18 protein-coding genes and 4 pseudogenes are annotated in these 19,047 nt (G+C 35.9%); 15 read left to right on the forward strand and 7 right to left on the reverse strand.

The window, feature by feature from the left end:
• Positions 1–273: 273 nt before the first annotated feature.
• The 3 genes from UP17_RS11405 (at position 274) to UP17_RS11415 (ending at position 1,601) form a co-directional block, all read left to right on the forward strand.
• On the forward strand, positions 274–513 hold the full coding sequence (locus UP17_RS11405) for a hypothetical protein (RefSeq protein ID WP_061463114.1): 240 nt from the start codon (positions 274–276) through the stop codon (positions 511–513).
• 269 nt (positions 514–782) lie between these two features.
• Positions 783–992, forward strand: coding sequence for a hypothetical protein (locus tag UP17_RS11410; RefSeq protein WP_061463115.1), 210 nt, complete (start codon positions 783–785; stop codon positions 990–992).
• 171 nt (positions 993–1,163) lie between these two features.
• Complete coding sequence (locus UP17_RS11415; RefSeq protein WP_061466068.1) at positions 1,164–1,601, forward strand: GNAT family N-acetyltransferase; 438 nt, start codon at positions 1,164–1,166, stop codon at positions 1,599–1,601.
• A gap of 442 nt (positions 1,602–2,043) precedes the next feature.
• Here UP17_RS11415 and UP17_RS11420 read toward each other — a convergent pair whose 3' ends face one another.
• A complete protein-coding gene (locus tag UP17_RS11420) occupies positions 2,044–2,424 on the reverse strand; it encodes a MerR family transcriptional regulator (RefSeq protein ID WP_061463116.1) in 381 nt (126 codons plus the stop codon).
• 140 nt (positions 2,425–2,564) lie between these two features.
• On the opposite strand from UP17_RS11420, the gene UP17_RS11425 reads away from it, so the two are divergent.
• Entirely contained in the window at positions 2,565–3,332 is a 768-nt protein-coding gene (locus UP17_RS11425; protein WP_061463117.1) for an SDR family NAD(P)-dependent oxidoreductase, read from the forward strand.
• A 580-nt stretch (positions 3,333–3,912) separates the two neighbouring features.
• On the opposite strand, the gene UP17_RS11430 is transcribed toward UP17_RS11425, so the two are convergent.
• On the reverse strand, positions 3,913–4,263 hold the full coding sequence (locus UP17_RS11430; RefSeq protein WP_061463118.1) for a winged helix-turn-helix transcriptional regulator: 351 nt from the start codon (positions 4,261–4,263) through the stop codon (positions 3,913–3,915).
• 123 nt (positions 4,264–4,386) lie between these two features.
• On the opposite strand from UP17_RS11430, the gene UP17_RS11435 reads away from it, so the two are divergent.
• The 8 genes from UP17_RS11435 (at position 4,387) to UP17_RS11455 (ending at position 11,124) form a co-directional block, all read left to right on the forward strand.
• Positions 4,387–5,013: a nitroreductase family protein gene (locus tag UP17_RS11435; protein WP_061463119.1), complete on the forward strand. Its 627-nt coding sequence runs from the start codon at positions 4,387–4,389 to the stop codon at positions 5,011–5,013.
• A 109-nt stretch (positions 5,014–5,122) separates the two neighbouring features.
• Positions 5,123–5,365, forward strand: a complete 243-nt coding sequence (locus UP17_RS11440; RefSeq protein WP_061463120.1) for a hypothetical protein — start codon at positions 5,123–5,125, stop codon at positions 5,363–5,365.
• A gap of 742 nt (positions 5,366–6,107) precedes the next feature.
• On the forward strand, positions 6,108–6,284 hold the full coding sequence (locus tag UP17_RS28295) for a hypothetical protein (protein WP_167555982.1): 177 nt from the start codon (positions 6,108–6,110) through the stop codon (positions 6,282–6,284).
• Positions 6,285–6,764: 480 nt separating this feature from the next.
• Complete coding sequence (locus tag UP17_RS11445) at positions 6,765–7,235, forward strand: hypothetical protein (RefSeq protein WP_061463121.1); 471 nt, start codon at positions 6,765–6,767, stop codon at positions 7,233–7,235.
• Between the two features lie 406 nt (positions 7,236–7,641).
• Positions 7,642–8,157, forward strand: coding sequence for a DinB family protein (locus UP17_RS11450; RefSeq protein WP_061463122.1), 516 nt, complete (start codon positions 7,642–7,644; stop codon positions 8,155–8,157).
• 873 nt (positions 8,158–9,030) lie between these two features.
• Positions 9,031–9,195 (forward strand): hypothetical protein, encoded by a 165-nt coding sequence (locus UP17_RS27545; protein WP_155727301.1) that lies wholly within the window; start codon positions 9,031–9,033, stop codon positions 9,193–9,195.
• Positions 9,196–9,224: 29 nt separating this feature from the next.
• Positions 9,225–9,392, forward strand: a complete 168-nt coding sequence (locus UP17_RS27550) for a hypothetical protein (protein ID WP_155727302.1) — start codon at positions 9,225–9,227, stop codon at positions 9,390–9,392.
• A gap of 1,486 nt (positions 9,393–10,878) precedes the next feature.
• Positions 10,879–11,124, forward strand: coding sequence for a ParB N-terminal domain-containing protein (locus UP17_RS11455; RefSeq protein ID WP_061463123.1), 246 nt, complete (start codon positions 10,879–10,881; stop codon positions 11,122–11,124).
• Positions 11,125–11,270: 146 nt separating this feature from the next.
• On the opposite strand, the pseudogene UP17_RS11460 reads toward UP17_RS11455, so the two are convergent.
• The 4 genes and pseudogenes from UP17_RS11460 to UP17_RS11470 form a co-directional block, all read right to left on the reverse strand.
• Positions 11,271–12,638: pseudogene (locus tag UP17_RS11460) on the reverse strand (IS4 family transposase).
• 107 nt (positions 12,639–12,745) lie between these two features.
• A pseudogene (locus UP17_RS26450) lies at positions 12,746–12,889 on the reverse strand (MFS transporter); the annotation flags it as partial.
• Positions 12,890–13,513, reverse strand: a complete 624-nt coding sequence (locus UP17_RS11465; protein WP_061463124.1) for a LysE family translocator — start codon at positions 13,511–13,513, stop codon at positions 12,890–12,892.
• On the reverse strand, positions 13,503–13,994 hold the full coding sequence (locus tag UP17_RS11470; RefSeq protein WP_061463125.1) for an Lrp/AsnC family transcriptional regulator: 492 nt from the start codon (positions 13,992–13,994) through the stop codon (positions 13,503–13,505). Before UP17_RS11470 ends, UP17_RS11465 begins: the two co-directional genes overlap by 11 nt.
• 839 nt (positions 13,995–14,833) lie before the next feature.
• Here UP17_RS11470 and UP17_RS11475 point away from each other — a divergent pair.
• From UP17_RS11475 to UP17_RS11485, 3 genes and pseudogenes are all read left to right on the forward strand, one after another.
• Positions 14,834–15,721 carry a Vgb family protein gene (locus UP17_RS11475; RefSeq protein WP_061463126.1) on the forward strand — a complete coding sequence of 296 codons (888 nt, stop codon included), beginning with the start codon at positions 14,834–14,836 and terminating at the stop codon, positions 15,719–15,721.
• Positions 15,722–15,746: 25 nt separating this feature from the next.
• Complete coding sequence (locus UP17_RS11480) at positions 15,747–16,400, forward strand: Vat family streptogramin A O-acetyltransferase (protein ID WP_061463127.1); 654 nt, start codon at positions 15,747–15,749, stop codon at positions 16,398–16,400.
• 94 nt (positions 16,401–16,494) lie between these two features.
• A pseudogene (locus tag UP17_RS11485) lies at positions 16,495–17,039 on the forward strand (DUF1697 domain-containing protein).
• Positions 17,040–17,682: 643 nt separating this feature from the next.
• Here UP17_RS11485 and UP17_RS11490 read toward each other — a convergent pair.
• Positions 17,683–18,935: pseudogene (locus UP17_RS11490) on the reverse strand (IS110 family transposase).
• Between the last annotated feature and the right edge of the window lie 112 nt (positions 18,936–19,047).

Genomic DNA, 19,047 nt, shown 5'->3' on the forward strand with positions numbered 1-19,047 from the left:
AAATTAAAGAAATTTTCAGACGAATTTGTCTGTTTATTGGGGTACCGCCTATCGCCATCAAGCTAAGAAAAAGGATTATACCCATAACGAAAAAATAAGCTATTCTTTGGTGTAAATGCTGCTGAAGATAGCTTTTTTCGTTTTAGGTTATAAAGAAATTTTAACAAATGGGCATGCGGCAAGACCCCTTATGGAACTATCGGGGCAGGATAGTTGAAGAAAGAAATTTGGTTTTTATGGTAAATAAATCGCGGAATTTAAGGAGGATTTTTAATGTACATAGTGTCCAATTACTTAAATAAATTCAAATACTATATTTATGAAGATTTACGTTCAACAGGCTATCCGGACAGGTGCTCTGGTGATGGTTATGCTAAACGCTTTAAAACCATTGAGGAAGCTGAGGAATACGTAAGGAAAGGACATATATATCTTAAATATGATTCTCCTAATTTTACAATTGAAGAAGTCATAGTGAAGCCAGTAAAAAACTTTACTGTTGAACCTGAATGAATATATTAGGAGCAGGCAATGTAGCCTTTTTGTTATTAAGCTAACGGGGCAGGGTAGTTCCATAAGGAGTGCTATTATAAGACCTATCGTAAAATGCTAAAACGATGTGCATTGGTGGGCAGAATTATATCCTCTGACGTATTTATATTACCTCTCACTAAAATGCCTTACAGAGCCATTTAAGTGGTAAGTAATTTCCACTTTTTTGGTTTTTTCTTTCCGGAAATAATGCTATTATTTGTAAAATGCATATAATAAGGCGGGATCTTATGGATAAAAAAACTCAACTAGCTTTGATTTTTCTCTTAATACCTCTGGCAATATCAATTTATTTTTGGTTTTCGGATTCAGCCTTATTACGAGGTGGATATGACTTAGCTATAGATGGTTTTGTAGTAGCCAGAGCCTTAATGATTATTTACACATTACATTTATTAGTAAAATTAGGAGAATTTATCATTAAGAACAAAAAAGATTAGCTATGAGCTAATCTTTTTTTGTTTTATAGATTGATGGATTAAATACTTCAATAAGGGAGGTTGCTGAAGCAACCCTTTTGTTATGCAACTAAAGGGGCAGTTTAGTTGAAGAAGGAATTACGGGGTTCAAAGTTGAATTTAATTTTAATAAAACTTTTTAGGAGTGTTAATGTGAATTCTACGGTAGAAACAATACAAGAATTAACAGATAAAGAACAATGGTTAGAAGCCTTTCCAATTATGAATCAGTTACGTACTGAGTTAACTCAAAAGACATATCTGGAGTTACTTGAAGAAATGAGGAAAGATGGGTATTCTTTGTATGCTTTATATAAGGATAACCGGATTGTATCTTTAGCTGGTTTAAGTTGGAGAGTTAACTTTTATAATAAACGTCACGTTTTTATTTATGATCTGGTAACAGATACTGCTTACCGTTCATTTGGGTTTGGAGAGAAATTATTAAGTTATATACATAACTGGGCAAAAGAAAATGGAGCCGCATATGTAGCATTAGAATCTGGAATTCAGCGAAACAATGCTCACCGTTTTTATGAGGAGAAATTAGATTATGATAAATGGTGCTATTCATTTAGAAAAACGTTGTGATTAAAATAGGGGGAATGCTTCGAATAGAGAAGCATTACCTTTACAAGAGCTGAGTAAACAGCTCTTTTTTATTACTATCGGTTGAGTTACTTCCAATAAAGAAAGTTGCTGAGGCAGCTTTTTCTTTATGCAACTATCGGGGCAGGATAGTTCAATAACAAGTTAATTAAGGTGGAGCGTCCCGAAAATGCGGATTTACAACGATAAGACTTTTGAGACAAGTCATATGAGACACTAGCAAGCTTTATTTGACGTAAAATCGGTTACGCCCCAATAGATTAAACCCTATTGATACAAGGTTTTTGGCCTTAACGTTGTATATCCGCATAATCCTGATGCTACCCTACCCCATTAAGGACCGCCCATATTAGACGTATCTAATATGGCGGTCCTTTTGATTTTATGAGTTTACGTTATTTAACACTTTCATTTTCAGATAATATTATGCTTTCGTAACTCCTTCATCTCTTTTCAGAATCATTTCTTTATATGATTTAATTTTATGTTCTAACATTTTATTTGTTTCTGCCAGCGTCTTTAACTGGTTTTCAATCGAACTTTTATGATCTTCTAACAGTTTTAATCGATTTATTGCTGTATGTTCTCCTTCGGTATACAAGTAGGCATATTCTTTTATTTTTGTGATCGGCATTTGCGTCTCTTTTAACTTTAAAACAAATTTTAGCCATTGAAGATGTGATTCAGAATATATTCTATCTCCATGTTCATTTCGATCTGGGAGAATGATTTTCTCTTTTTCATAGTAACGTAATCTATGTGTGCTGACTCCTAGAAGTTGTGCCACTTCGCCAATTGTATACATAAAAACCTCCATACTTAGCCAATGCTAATCAAGTGTAAAAATAGGTTTGACTTAGAGTTTACTCTAACCCATATAATAAATTCGTATCATATAAAGAATCAACTTTTATTAGTATAAACAAAATAGTAGGAGGAAATGAAATGAAGAAATATACAGTTATTACAGGTGCAAGTTCTGGGATTGGTTATGAAACAGCTCTTGCTTTTTCTGCTCGTGGAAAAAATTTAGTCATTGTGGCACGTAGAACTGAGGATCTCGAAAAACTAAAATCAGAAATCGCGAAAGTAAATGCTGAATTAGATGTCATTATAAAAACAGTTGATTTATCTAATACGAAAAATGCGTATACATTATTTGAAGATTTAAAGGAATACGAAATTGAGACTTGGATTAATAATGCAGGCTTTGGTAATTTCGCATCAGTTGGAGAACAAAATTTAACTAAAATTGAGACTATGCTAAATTTAAATATTGAAGCTTTAACTATTTTAACTTCTCTTTATGTGCGTGATTATTCAACTGTTGAAGGAACGCAATTAATTAACGTTTCATCAGGTGGAGGTTACACGATTATTGGAAATGCAATCACATATTGTGCTTCTAAATTCTATGTAAGTGCCTTTACTGAAGGCCTTGCACATGAATTAAAAGAACAAGGTGCAAGCATGCAAGCAAAAGTATTAGCTCCTGCTGCAACTGAAACTGAATTTGCAAAAGTATCGAATGACTTGAAGGAAGATGTTAAATTCGAAGGGCTTCTTCCGAAATACCATACAGCTAAAGAAATGGCTGGATTTATGCTTGATCTTTACGATAGCGAAAAAGTAGTTGGAGTTGTCGATGGTCTTACGTATGAATTTCAATTAAAGGATCCAATTTATCCTTATGCAGTAAGAATGAGAAACTAATAAGGTTGATTGATCATCGTTTTTCTATTAGGAGAACCTTTCATTTCCATGTTCAACCGACGGATGTGAGAGTTAAAGATTAGGATCGCTGCGGCGGTCTTTTTTTCCTTTTCGACTAACGGGGCATGTTAGTTGAACAAGCGTAGTGTATTTAAACTGTTCATTAAACCCAAAATACCCTACTGCAAATCTTCATAACAACAACCTCAAATCCATAAAATTGTATAAAGATTTATTAAAAATTAGCCATAATTAAACACCCAAGTATCAACCTAAAAGGAGCTGGTTAATTGTTAAATCTATTCCTAGAGTTTTTTGATATATTGGTTACTATAGGTGACGCACTTATTTCTTATTTTCGGGATAAAAACAAGAAAAAAACCAGATAGTAAAATTACTCTTTTTACGTCAAAATATGTGTCAGGTCTACAATAGGCCTTATTGAACTAAAGGGGCAGGATAGTTGAAGAGCTGTTTGATCTTTATTCAACAATTGGGCCATTATATTGAATAAGAGGTTGCATTGAACCTTACTTTTTTCCGCCAGGCTTCTTCAGAAGTCAAAAATGTGAATTTAGGTTTAATTATGATCACAATAAATTTGTGGATCTTTATCTATACCTTTTAAGATTGCATACTTATTACCCCATTCACACATTGTGTTTAATACTGGTACAAATGATCTTCCTAGATCAGTTAAACTGTATTCTACTTTTGGTGGTACCTCTTTAAATATTTCTCTTCGTACAAGTCCATCTCTTTCTAATTGTTTCAATTGATCTGTTAAGACTTTTTGTGTAATTCCAGGTATTAATTCGTAAAACTCTTTTGTCCTTACTGATTTTTGGCTCAAGAAAAAGAGTATTAAACATTTCCATTTTCCACCTGAAATGTTCATAAAAATGTTGATTCCAGTATTATAGTTAACCATGTGCTGTCCCTCCTGAATAGGCACATAAAAGTGGCTATACCACATTTTTGTGCGTTATTTTCTAATTTATTATTGCTTACTATAATTAAAGGAGCAATAAATAAAAATTTCGGAGTTGATAAAATGAGTGTAAAAAATATCTTGGAAAAAAGACGATCAGTTAGACATTATGATCCAAGTTATAAAATAAGTTCAGAAATTCTAACCTCATTAATTGAAAGTGCAAGTAAGTCACCTAATGGAAATAATATTCAAGCAACTCGATACTTAATTATTGATGAACCAGACTTAAAAAATTTATTGCTACCTATAGCTTTTAATCAACAACAAGTGGTAGAAGCTTCAACTTTAATTGTTATGTTGGGTGATTATCAAGCATTTGATAAAGATAATATTATTAAGATACATGAAGAAGGCTTTCAAGCAGGTTTTTTTGATGAATCGCTAAGGGATTATCTAGCGAATGCTGCAATAAAATATTATGAAAATAAATCAAATGAAGATCTAAAGTTAGAATTAACTAGAGATGTAAGTCTTGCGTCAATGTCATTAATTTTGTTAGCAAATGAAGCAGGTTTTGAAACAATTACTATGTCAGGCTATGATTCTAAGAAATTAAAAGCAATCTTAAATATTTCTGATAGGTATTTAGATGTTATGCTTTTAGCTATTGGTAAAGGTACTAAAGCCGGTCATAATACCGTAAGGCATAATGTAAATAAGGTAATGCATAGAAACAAAATAATTTAGTGTTCTTATCTGATTATGTGAAATAGGTATACAAATAACTGTGCTTTTCTTATAGAACTAACGGGTGCTTTAGCTTCACAACAAAATGGCATCGAAAGGAAAAATTTTCATGGTAGTGTTCGGTGGGTTCATTCTCTTTTTAATAGGTATTGTTTCTTTTATATCGCTATTGGTTTATGGTTATAAAGAATTTAAGGCAGATGAGTCTAAAACATCAAAAAAAGTGATCTTTTTAGTTTTAGGAATACTTGATACCTTTTTCGGTACAGGTGGTGAATTAGCAGGACTTGCTTTAATATTATCACTTGCAGCTATCCTTATTGGTCTTGTGATTATGGGGGTATTTCATTAATACATTAATGCGAAAGTTTGTGAAATATTGTACTTAAAGTAACGAGTGCTATAGTTCATTAACAGGGGTTGCTATAGTACCACCCCCTTGTACTCTCGGGGGCTTTCGTTTGTTTTGGACCATAGATAGAGAACATAAATACTGTATGGTGGCATATTATAATGACCTTTCCATCACCCCTGTATCAAGCCTGAAAATTTGATACGGGGGTTAACTTTGTCCAATGAATACCAGATTATTCATCAGGGCAGTATACATATAGACGATCATCTTTAGTTTATAAAAGCCCAATGACCTCTGTTCCCCGCCTAATTCCCAAGGTTGGTTGCAGGGGTTATTATTTTTTTGAATAATAATCCCGTTCAGTGACAAAGTATAGGTACACCTAAACTGTTCCCTTGTACCAGATGTTTGGTGCAGGGGTATCCTTGTTATCCTGGTAAGTTACAAGGTGAGAAACACATTCAGGTGGGCTTAATACACTTCCCATGCCCCTTGTATCAACCTAAAACCTGCGGGGGTATTCTTATATTGTAAAATGCTCTAAAGGCATAGCTGAATAAGCCTGATCCATTTATAAGGACAATTTTCTGAAAAAACAGGTGCGTTAGCTTAAGATAAAAACTGTCCTTTAAGGCAGTTTTTTCTTTATGGAACTAAAGGGGCAGGTTAGCTAAAGTACACTTGTATTAATTTTCATAAATCGGGAAAATATATAGTTAAGACAAGAAGGAGGTAACAAATGGAAGTAAATATGAGTGTTGAAGAAGTCGTGAATCAAATTTCTGAATTAGTAGAAAAAGAAGGGAAGCCACCTCGGAAGAAAGAGGTAAAGAAGTCAGATCCGGAGTTAATGAAAAATGCATTGTATTATTTTCCTAGTTGGGATTATGCAGTAGAACATAGCGTTGGATCTTAAACATAAACGAATACATAAACATTTATTTTCCCAATTTCCTGCCCATTTGAATAGCAACTTGGTATCAAGATACGCTAAATCTCTTTGGATACGCAAATCATGTTTGGGGTAATACTATAATTCGAAACACCTAAATGGTTTTACTGCAATTGCCTCTGTTACCAGCCTTAAAAAGTTGGGCAGGGGTTATTTTGCGTTAGAACTGCCCCTAGTACCCCAAGTGAATAGTGATTTGAATGGGAGTAGATTGCTTTTTACAGTCGATAAACACTGTTCATAACAGTACACTTTACGAACTTTTTTTGATTGTTACTTCTTTAAAAAGACTCTGTTAAGCAATGCTTTTGATTTTTCTTATTCAACTAAAGGGGCAGTTTAGTTTATTAAGTAAAAAAATGATAAATAGCAAAATGGGATAATATGGATTATTGATGTATAATTGGATTGAAATTAGAAAGGGTGAAAAATAGGAGGTATGAAATGAAAGGCTTTTTTAGATTATTTATAGGAATGTTTTTAATTTTTATATTAACAGGATGTATAGGAGAAGATTATGATGTTGGTGTTCCAACTGCTCATTTATATTCAGAAGACCTTGCTACATCTGTGCAATTAGCAGAAGGAAATGTCAGTTGGAGTTCATCAAGTGGAGATGTAGATCAAAAAATAGATGATATTCAAGAATTCGGATTATCACAAGAAAAAATGAAGGTTACTGCTAACGAAAAAGTTTCCTTAGATTTTCAAGAGAACGCAAGAAATGGTGGAGATATTTGGACAGACCCAAAAATAACAGTTGCCCTACTGAAAGATGAACAACGAATTGAACTCGAATTGCATGAAAATAGGGAATTTCAAATCCCCAATAAAAAAGGGTGGTATGTTTTAGAAGTTGTATTCACAAGTTCAAGAGGTACTGCCCAATATGTAGGGAATATCTTAATTCAATGATAGTAAAAATCCCTTCTTTTTGAACAAAAGGGGATAATGCTTTAGTTTTTCACCTTAGAATGCGGTGTTTGATATCATAAACGATTATGATTAATCAAAATCAACCAAGAACTATAACATAGCCTTTTCTTATCTTGAAACGGGGCAGTATTCCTGTATTAACTGAAATACTAAAAAGTTTGTGAAGAAACCTACTTAAACTAACGGGTGCATTAGCTGAAGATCAGAGCTGTCATTATGGCAGCTCTTTCTTTATGGAACTATCGGGGCAGGTTAGTTCTGTTTAATCTTTATTCAACAATTGGGCCAGTTTGTGGAGGATTTTAACAGGATAATTTAAAAAAGGATTTTGAAGTCTTTTGGTGAAAATTACATATTAAATCTATAAAAGATGGAGGTTGTTGTTATGTTGAAACTGTTTCAATATAACTGGCAAGTTCGTGATGATTGGTTTACATTGTGCGAAGACATACCGGATGAAGAACTATTAAAGAAACGGGTCGGTGGGTTCGGCAGTATCCTACATACCCTATTTCACATTGTAGATGTGGAATATATGTGGATCTTAGGTTTGCGAGGTGAACCAGTGCCTGAGGAGCCATTGTTTGAGGATTATGCTAGCTTACAAAAAGTGAAAAATCTTTCAGCTCAATACCATGAGAAAGTGAAGCCATTTGTGACATCTTTGACAAATGAAATGGAATCTCGGAAACTTTCAGAAACTGATTTCAATGAAGAACCGATTAGCTCTAGAGACGCACCAATCAGGCGCCGAGTCATTGAATGTACACACGGAGAGATCATACGTCATGTCATTGTTCACGAAATTCACCATATTGGCCAGTTATCTATATGGGCACGTGAAATAGGAAAGGAGCCTGTTTCCGGAAATCTGAGAGGAAGAGGGCTATTCGATAATTAGACTGCCTTTGCCAATTTCACAAACGGGCGCGATTCTTGAATAAGGTTAGCTTTTCTTATAGAACTAACGGGTGCGTGTGCGGCCGAGCCTAGGTCGTATCATATAGCGGGTGGGATTCCCGTCGAGTAAGAACTAGCCATTCGCTCGTAGCGAGTCTTGGAGGGCTAATGGTAACGTTAGTCTTTAAGCGTAGACAGTTAGGTGGCGGGCCGAAAGCCAAATGGTTGAAGGGATTGAGCTCCATAATGTTAGTAAATCGAGAGGGCTGATGCTTTACGCACAGCAGAAAGCTACATTTTATCCTTCGTTATGGGCAAGATGGATAAAACCTCTTTGGAGTCAGAGACCTTGGCACGTTACACATCGATATGATACGGCAACTCGGGAGACCCTATCGGTCTTTTCTTGTTAGAAGAGTATGGTGTACAAGCGATAAAAAGCAAGGAAACCAAATGCTGTGTAGGGAGTCGGATAGCAGCGTAGTACCAATGAAGTTGGGTAATGCCGATGGAGGAAAGGCTAGCTACCAGTTATCGTCCTTACTAGGGAAACATTTACTACACTCAGAGGTAGGGATAAATGGAAACAAAACTACTAAGGATAGCAGAATTAGCAAAATCTGAATCTGAGAGATTAGCTACATTTTGTGAATGGTAACTAGGAGGAGCCGTGTGCGTGAATAGCGCAAGCACGGTTCTGTGAGGGGGGCAGGAACACAATCTACCGTAAGGTAGAAAGGTTCCCTTCTACTCGACTAGCTGAAGATCGGAGCTGTCTTTAATGCAGCTTTTTTTGGCAGGATAGTTCCATAACGAAGTGGTTTTTTATGGTAAAATTAACTTAATTATCTTCGTTAAGGAGTCTACCTGCAATATGAAATTAGATGATAAAAAGAAAAAGGTACAAATGAAATATAGAAGGAAAATGATGCAAAAGAAAGAAGAAGGTGAAAATAACAGTAAAAAAGTGTTTGTTATTTCTGCTATCTTATTTTTGTTAATTCTGTTGTCATACTGGGGACGATTTATTTCAATCTGAAATCCCTAAATAAATTAGGAGTTGTTTATATGTTTGATGTTGCACTGTTATTTATTATTGCTTTTGCTGGAGGAATTATTGCTATTATTGGTTTCTTCGTTATATTAGGTCGAAGGATTTCAGAACCGAAGAAAGCACTTCAACAAAGAATAGATAATCTCGAAGAAGAGGTTCAGATATTAAAAAATCACAAATAAAAAACTAGCTTTAATGTACTAACGGGTGCGTGTGCGGCCGAGCCTAGGTCGTATCATATAGCGGGTGGGATTCCCGTCGAGTAAGAACTAGCCATTCGCTCGTAGCGAGTCTTGGAGGGCTAAAGGTAACTTTAGTCTTTAAGCGTAGACAGTTAGGTGGCGGGCCGAAAGCCAAATGGTTGAAGGGATTGAGCTCCATAATGTTAGTAAATCGAGAGGGCTGATGCCTTACGCACAGCAGAAAGCTACATTTTATCTTTCGTTAAGGGCAAGATGGATAAAACCTCTCTGGAGTCAGAGACCTTGGCACGTTACACATCGATATGATACGGCAACTCGGGAGACCCTATCGGTCTTTTCTTATTAGAAGAGTATGGTGTACAAGCGATAAAAAGTAAGGAAACCAAATGCTGTGTAGGGAGTCGGATAGCAGCGTAGTACCAATGAAGTTGGGTAATGCCGATGGAGGAAAGGCTAGCTACCAGTTATCGCCCTTACTAGGGAAACATTTACTACACTCAGAGGTAGGGATAAATGGAAACAAAACTACTAAGGATAGCAGAATTAGCAAAATCTGAATCTGAGAGATTAGCTACATTTTGTGAATGGTAACTAGGAGGAGCCGTGTGCGTGAATAGCGCAAGCACGGTTCTGTGAGGGGGGCAGGAACACAATCTACCGTAAGGTAGAGAGGTTCCCTTCTACTCGACTAGCGCCATAAGAAGGCTGCCAATTGGCGGCCTTTTGAAAGTATGATTCTTACAATAATCATACTTTCAATACAATAAACAAATAACAGACAAAAATAATCCCTTACAACACCGTATATATTGGACTGAACTTGCTCATTATATAGGTAGCGAGTACGTAACGGTTGAGCCCGAAATTATATAGATCCTAAAAAGGATCTATATAATTCAGCCAAAGATTGTATATAGGTGATTTAGAAATAAATGATCTTATGCAATCAGAGGAAGATTTTATATGGTAAAGAAAGGTTTTATGACAGTCGTATCTCTAGAAGATATTATTGTCATAAGGTCCCAACTTATCATATAGGGTCGAGCGAAGATCATATCGAGTGCCGAAGACTTCATTGAGCAAACGATTCAATTAAAGTTAACGTTCTTATACAGCCGAAAGGTTGTATATGGGTGTACAGGTATTTTATATGGTCGAACGAACCATTATTATGGGTGGTGAACTGTTTATTTATGGTCGAAAGATCATAAATAGGTAATCAACTATTCATAATAGTGCAAGGTAGATCGTTACGTACTCGTGTTGGATACATATTTAATAAAGGATCAGTGAGCTTAGCTCACTGATCCTTTAATTTTTTTGCTTCTGATAATCTGACTGATGTTAAATAGATTGCTTGCTTTAATGTTGGAGGACGAAGAAAGTGAGAACAGCTTGATTAACTTTGTCTTATAACAGGTGAATAGAGTATATAATTAGACTCCAGATAGGGGGGGAAATAAAAATGAAACCAGATGAAACAGAAGAGTTTATTTTACTAAATCAGATTGTTGTAACGGAAGATTTTTTAAATTCGAATCCGAGTGTTGAAAAAACACAGCAAGTCTTAAATCATGTTAAACGGACAGGCTGCTTAGATGAACCCATTACGATTAATAAGGATACAAAGATCCTTAAGGATGGTTACAGACGATATATTGCAGCTCAAAGGGTGGGGATGGATCTAGTCCCTATTGTATATGAGAAATAAACTTTTACATATCAGGGGTCCTACCACATGCCCATCAAGCTAAGCGCACAAGAGATAATATAAAAGTGTGTTCTCTTTAATTTGCTATGGTAACACTAAAAATGCGCATGACAAAAAAACCATCAAATAGGTTTTTTTAAAAAATATTAGGCAGCTTTAAGTTTTTGTGACGTACAATCATACACAATACCTAAGATATCAAAGACCGTTTTCTTGTTATAACGATGACATTTCCGTCCGTTTTTCTCCAAAAGGTGAAACAGACGTAGAAAAATTTTTGATAATTCTTTGGCAACTTATTAGCATTTTACTCTGTTCATCTACGATGTTTAGAATGCGTCAGTTACTTTTAGCTAAGAAAAAGAAGGAGTTAAGTGAATATAAATCCATCTATATAATAAAAGACTATTATTTATTGTTTTATCAAGGATTACAAAAGGACAAGATTTCCATGTCTTAAATAGAATTTCAATCTGCCAACGTAACGAATACAGTTCATGAATATGTTCCGTTGGAACGTCTTCTAAAGAAAGATTTGTAATATATACGTTCATTCCACTTAATCGTTTGCTTCGGTCTCTATAGGTAATGCCCTTCTTCTTTTCTTTTTTTGCTTGTTCTTTCAATCTTTTCTCTGTTTGTACCTCAGTTAGTCGATGAATAATCACTCGGGCGGGTAGTTTTTGATACAGCCCAATGTATGCTTCTGAAATTTCAAGTGTTTGACCAGGTTGTAATTGATTCATAAGCTCTTCCGTGTCTAACTGAATAAAGAGAGTACCTTTCTTCACAGTCCCATTTCGAAAAAACTCTGGTTCATCATTCTTACGATATATACGAGAATTCAACTTCAAACGTGAGACATAGTAAGCACCTTCATCATTCATTTTCTGTAAGTCGTGTAAGTCGAAATACCCTAAATCCCTTATGTATAAGTCTTTCGGTTGAATGGTTAGTAGACTCGTGGAACCGAAGGTTTTATCATTTTCTCTCCCTTCTCCTACATAAACGTGGAGGAACTTCCCACTCAATAAGTCATATTCAAGTTGGATTTTAACACCTGCGGTATGGCTACTTCCGCCAGAACCTTGATAATGTGAAGCAAACTTATCTGGAAGTTGAAATGTTGTAGAATCTAGGATCCGAATACGTTTAAAAGTCGTGGAGTATGGATGAAGTATTTCTTGTGTTGAATGAATTCTTTGAGTTAGAAGATTAGCTAGAACTTGTTGAAGAAACTGTACGGCTGAACCATTAAATCGTTGATTAAGCCCTTCGGGGCTCATGAGGACACCTGTAGATGCTTCGAGACGGCTACACAATTGTGTGAGTGGTGTACTCGCGACCTGTTGACTAAGCCATACACATAAAGCAATTAATTCTTGTGCTTGATATTTACTTGTACGTTGAACAAACCCAACTTCTTTAGCTAATTGTTGTAGAGAAGACGGAGATAAGTAGTTTTGAAGTTCTTGAGAAAAGAGATTCATTTCGTCTGAAACAGAAAAACTCATAGAAAACGCCATCCTTCCTGTATATTTCTACAAAAAGAATAGCGCTTTTTTCGTTATGATGATACAAATTCACCTTAGCTTGATGGGCATGTGGCGGTACCCCTACCTAGCAAAGAGGGAATTAGAATCCCACGTCGAAATCGCTTTTCAAGTGGAACAACAATAATACTTCCTACAAGACCGCCTACTCTAATTAAGGTATAATTAAATCCACTTTGTTCAGAAGTTAAATGTAATGTTGAAAGCAAATATTACAAAGTAATTAGTACACCATAAAAAGACCATAGGCTAAATAACAGTAAAATTAAGCCAGATGTTTTATTTATAATTATTAAAGAATATGCATTTATTCGATTCTTTAATAAGCTAACAACAATACTAAGAAATAACCACCATAGTATTGAACCTAAAAAAACTCCTAATACTAATATTAATTTCGCCATTAAGTCAATATCTGAATTAGCTATTCCAAGCCCTGAAAAGAGGGCAATAAAAGACAAAATTGTTACGGGGTTAGTTATTGTTAAAAAGAAAGTAGATATATATGCCTTAATATTTTGTTCATTTTTACTTTTAGTAAGTATATTTGAGGGTTTTGATTTATAAGTTTTAACACCCAAATAACCTAAAAAAATTCCGCCAATTAGTTGAAACCACAATTGTTGATTAATCAAATAATTAGTTATCACTGTTAAGCTTAGACACGCAATTAAACCATATAAACCATCCGCTGTTGCAGCACCTAAACCTGACATAAATCCAACGAATCTCCCGTTCTCAAGCGTTCTACGAATACATAAAATTCCGATAGGTCCTACAGGAGCCGCAATACTAAAACCAATGATAAGACCTTTGAGTAAGAATTCACTTGTCATTTTCTCCTACCTCATCAATAAAAAACTTATCTTTTTGCAAAGGAATTTTAAATGTTTCTTTCGTTGTATCCATTACTATTGTTGTTTTTGTTCGAAGTACCCCCTGCAGACTTTTGATTTCATAGCTAATCACTCTGTCTAAATCCTTGGTATTCCGACAACGAATTTTCAATAAATAATCATCATCCCCCGCAATATGATGGCATTCTTGTACCTCCTCCAAATTAGTAATAAGATGTAAGAATTCTTCTCTATATTTTGGTTTTTCTAATGAGACTGATACAAAAGCTGTACACTCAGTTCCTACATTTTCTCCATCTATCTTGGCTCCAATCTCTTTAATTACTCCATTACTAATCAAACGATTGACACGATCAGCAACTGCTGGTGAAGACAATCCAATGTGAGATGCCAATTCAGCCCAAGTAACTCTACCATTATTCATTATTGATTGCATAATTTTATAATCGTAAGAATCCAAGTTAATCAACCTTTCTTTATAAACTTTTAATCATTTTAATATTTATTTAACAAAGAAACAAGTGGTATTTTCTTTAATAATGAAAAATAATATATATGTAAAAAACAGTCTCAGAAATGATCCTTTTCTGAACACATGTCATGGCGCTTTGAATCGTAACAAAATCGAGGTTTTAATTCCTAAAAATGTCTTAGTGTATAATTTTCGCATTTTGACGTCGAGACCCCATATCCATCAAGCTAACAATAACGAACCCCAAAACGATAAAAACGAGTAAGATACACAAAAATTTCGTTCTGGGGGTATTATGAAATCTTACCTTGATGGGCATGTGGTAGGACCCCAACAAGGAATACTGCATTTGAAATAGAATTTATAATGTACGTTAAATAAAGAACGAAGGTTGAATGATTTTGATTAACACAGTTTTTTATATGTTCTTCTTGGTGTGATAGTTTCATACTTCTTGGAGTGGGCAGTTGTTGGGAGGGAATTTATAATAAAGTTTGATCAAAAGTCCTGTATTGATATGAAGGATTTTTTTTGTTCCGCAATCGGGCCATTTTCTTGAATAAGAAGTTGCATAAAATCCCACTTTTTTATACGGCTACCAGGTGCGCGAGTGTGCACAAACGTTGATTTAACAATGATAAAATCCTGAAAAAATAATAAATTGTGACAGGTTCTTGGCGCCCAAGGAGGTTTGTGAGGGGAAACTTCTGTTAGATTAATTATGTTAACTTAATATGAATAGAGTATGCAAGACCTTTTTCGCAGGAATTCAATCATTTTATAACGAATTACTAGAAGAACTTTATACAAGAGGAAGGAGGATTATAGTGGGGATGAAAATTGACGAATACGAACTTCTTGACATAGATTCAGGCCCTTATGGAATAACTGCTGGAAAAGATGGTGCGCTATGGTTTACACAACATAAAGCAAATCAAATTGGTCGAATGACTGTTAACGGTGAAGTCACTCATTTCGTTGTTCCTACACCCAATGCAGGTGTGCTATCTATAATCTCCACAACTCAGGGTGATGTATGGTTTACGGAAAATAGGGCGAAAAAAATTGGAAAACTGAAAGTAACAGGTGAAATCATCGAATATACTCTCCCGAGTCCAAATTCAGCACCTTTTGGAATAACTGAAGGACACAATGGAGACATTTGGTTTACCGAAATGAATGGAAATAGAATAGGGCGAATTTTACCATCAGGTGAAATTATTCAGTATGATATACCGAATCCTGGCTCCTATCCCTCTTTTATTGTTGCTGGGCCTGACGGTGCCATCTGGTTTACTGAGAATCAGAGTAATCAAATTGGTCGGATTACGATGCTCGGAGAAGTGACTAATTACATTTTGCCAACAAAACATGCTGGTCCTGTAGGTATTACAAGTGGACCGGACGATGCACTTTGGTTTGTGGAAATTAACGAAAATAAAATCGGTAGAATTACTACCTCTGGAACAATAAGTGAATATACCATCCCTACTGCAAATGCTCGTCCACACGCAATAGTAACAGGGCCTGACCGTGCTTTATGGTTCACTGAATGGGGAAGTAATCAAATTGGCCGAATTACAATGCAAGGTAAAATTACGGAGTATCTAATTCCTACACAAAATGCGGAGCCACATGGAATTGTATTAGGACCTGATGGTGCCATTTGGTTCGCTGAGGAATGTAATAAAATAGGTCGGCTAAGTTTATTATAAAAATCCTGAAAGGCAGTGGATATCCATGGAATCAAATAAGCAACATGGGCCAAATCCTAAAGATAAATATCCGATTAAAGGAAATCGCGTCGTGCAATTTATAAAAAATACAATTACTAGACCAAACATTATTGTGGGTGAATACTCATATTACGATGCAAAAAATGGTGAATCTTTTGAAGATCAAGTGTTATATCACTACGAATTTTTCGGTGACCGTCTTGTCATAGGGAAATTTTGTGCCATAGCACCTCGTGTAACGTTTATTATGAATGGAGCTAATCATAGAATGGATGGTTTTTCAACCTACCCATTCAATATTTTCGGACACGGTTGGGAGAAATATGCGCCAACGTTAGATCAGTTGCCGTTTAAAGGTGATACCATAATTGGAAATGATGTTTGGATTGGAATGGATACTGTCATTATGCCTGGAATAAAAATAGGGGATGGTGCAATTGTAGCAGCCAAATCGGTTATTACAAAAGATGTGGAACCTTACACTATCGTTGGAGGAAATCCTGCAAAGAAACTTAATACCCGTTTCTCAGAAGAAATCATTAACGAATTGCTGGAAATTAAATGGTGGGATTTAGATATTGATATCATTTCTGCTCATATTGATGTGATAGTGAATGGAGAAATGGAGAATCTAAGAAATTTTAAAAATAAAATATGACAAAATAAAAACTGTCTATAAGGCCCAGTGACAGAGTTCTTGCTCTAATCCGTCAAATGTTTTATATAAAATGCAAACTAATAGGAGGATTATCATGGTCTATGTCGCACTGCTTAGGGGAATCAATGTTGGTGGGAAAAATAAAATTAACATGAAGTTGCTTAAACAAGCTTTTGAACGAGTGGGTATGAGCTCTGTAGTTACATATATCAATTCAGGTAATATTATTTTCACAGTGAATGGCCAATCAAAAACAACAATATCCCATATTTTAGAAGAGGCTATACATACAAACTTCGGATTACAAATCAAAGTTTTAGTCCGTAGTTTTGATGATGTTAAAAAAGTCATACACTCCCTTCCAGAGTCTTGGACGAACGACCAACAGATGAGAAGCGATGTGCTGTTTTTATGGGACGAAATTGATGATGAGTCAGTGCTTAATAAGCTGGTCATCAAACCAGAAATTGATACGGTGAAATACGTTCCTGGAGCCATTCTATGGTCGGTTGAAAAAAAAAAATTACCAAATCCGGTATGACTAAACTCGTTGGTTCAAAGCCATATCAACAAATAACAATCAGGAATGTAAATACAACTCGCAAAATATACGAACTTATGCAAGCTGCAGAGGTGTGAATTACATGATACTAGCAAGAACTATTTTCTAGCAATTGGAAACTATCTGACGAATAGAGCAAGAACCCTGTCACTGGGCCTAAAACACTCGTTATGGTAACAAAAAAGGTTAGGTGCTTTTTTAGATATCCAACCTTTTTTTGCTGATATGACACTTTATGAAAGTTCTGCAATAAACACCAGTTGAATTAAATTAATCAATCTTCAACAATAGGGCGCGATTCTTTAATAAGAAACGCTTTTCTTAATGAACTCCCTCAGTTTAATAGATAATGCTCACGAATACTCGCTTATTCGCAGGATTTCATACCACATGGTATAGGTTGCTTTAGATGAACGAAAGAGATAGGACCGTTTTGATAAGATGAGGGCAGATTGAAATAGGGGATCTGTTGAAAATCCCATATTATTACATATACTGCACGCATTTCCACGCTGCCCCTGGAGGCTTTCCCTCCCATGTCTCAACGGGTCATAATCCTATGCCCTTTCATTCCTTCGTCATGCCTATCCAAGGGGTGGAGGCCGGTTTTGCTAACGGAACGGGTCATTGCCCTTTTGTTCATTACATCCAGTACTTCGTGCTTTCTTTGAAATCCTACGAATAGGCCAACTTTCGTTAAATAACAATGTGAATGTAAATTTACGCTGCTAGTTGTTCAAGAGGGAAGACCATTTCCGGTTTATAGGCAGAGCCATTACGAGCAATCCCTACTAGGACACGGGCAAGTTTTCCACATAGCTTCATGATGGATTTCATTTTCTTAATCTTCTTCACTTTAACATTGTTCGAGTGTAGGGCTTTAAACTCAGGGTTATTCATCACCAGACTCATGGTCGCAAGGAAGAGGTAACGCCGCAGGCGTGATCTTCCACGTTTGGAAAGAACAATTTGGCCTTTCCACTTCCCAGAGCTTGCCTCAGCGAGATGCAATCCTGCATGACGAAGGAGCGCATTCCCGTGAGCGAACCCACTCAGATCTCCAGCTTCGCCTAAGATGCCCGCCAGTGAAATCTCACTGATTCCTTTAATGGCAAGTATTTGCTTAACGAATGGGATCTTTTCCAAGACGTTTGTGACTTCTTGCGTCACTCTTTCGAGTTGGGATGAAGCGAGATCATATTCCTCTAATAACTGTTCCAAGTGAATTTATACGCATCAAGGGCTGGTTTCATACCAATTGAAAGCTTGGCCAACGCAAGCAGGGAATGGGCTTTTTTATGCCCGGAATGTCGCTTCATACATGATTTCCACCCGGTTACGATATCTTGAGGCTGTAAGGAACATAATTCAGCTGGGGTAGGAAAGAGGCGTAGGGTTGCGATTGCCCCTTTACATGATACGTCTTTAAACACCTCCCGGAGCTCGGGAAAGACAACATCCACCCAGCGATTAATTTGGTTGATGGAGCTAACAAGACGCTTAACGATCACATCTCGGTTAGCCATAAGGACACGAAGTTTTTCAAATGATTCTGAAGTGGAACGAACGAAGGCATAGTAGCCATTCTTCACCATATCAGCTATGACAAGGGCATCTTTTTTATCACTTTTGGATTGCGTATTATCACGATTTTCTTTGTTTCTTTTGACATGGTGAGGATTGACCGTGACGACATCAATGTTTTGTTTGACTAGCCACTTTGAAAGGTTTATCCAATAATGACCGGTAGGTTCCATTCCGACTATCGTGGTGTCTAAGTTTTTCATGTGTTTTAGTTCCTTGATCCAGTTTAGTAAGCTAGTAAAACCCTCTTCGTTATTTTGAAAAGACAAAGGTTTTCCGACCACAATGCCCCGATAGTTTACAGCACGGGCAACGTGTACGTGTTGGGCAATATCCACCGTAATTCTCTCAATTAGTTGATTTTGTTTGTTTTGCATTTTAAAATTCATAGTAGGGCTTCCTCCTTAAGGCTTTGAGTTAGATTGGTCTCTATACTCGTATCTTACTGAGGCGCTCTATTTTTTTCAAACCTGATATTTAACGATCTACAGGAATGCTAAC

The organism is Peribacillus simplex, from assembly GCF_001578185.1.
Taxonomy (GTDB): Bacteria; Bacillota; Bacilli; order Bacillales; family DSM-1321; genus Peribacillus; species Peribacillus simplex_A.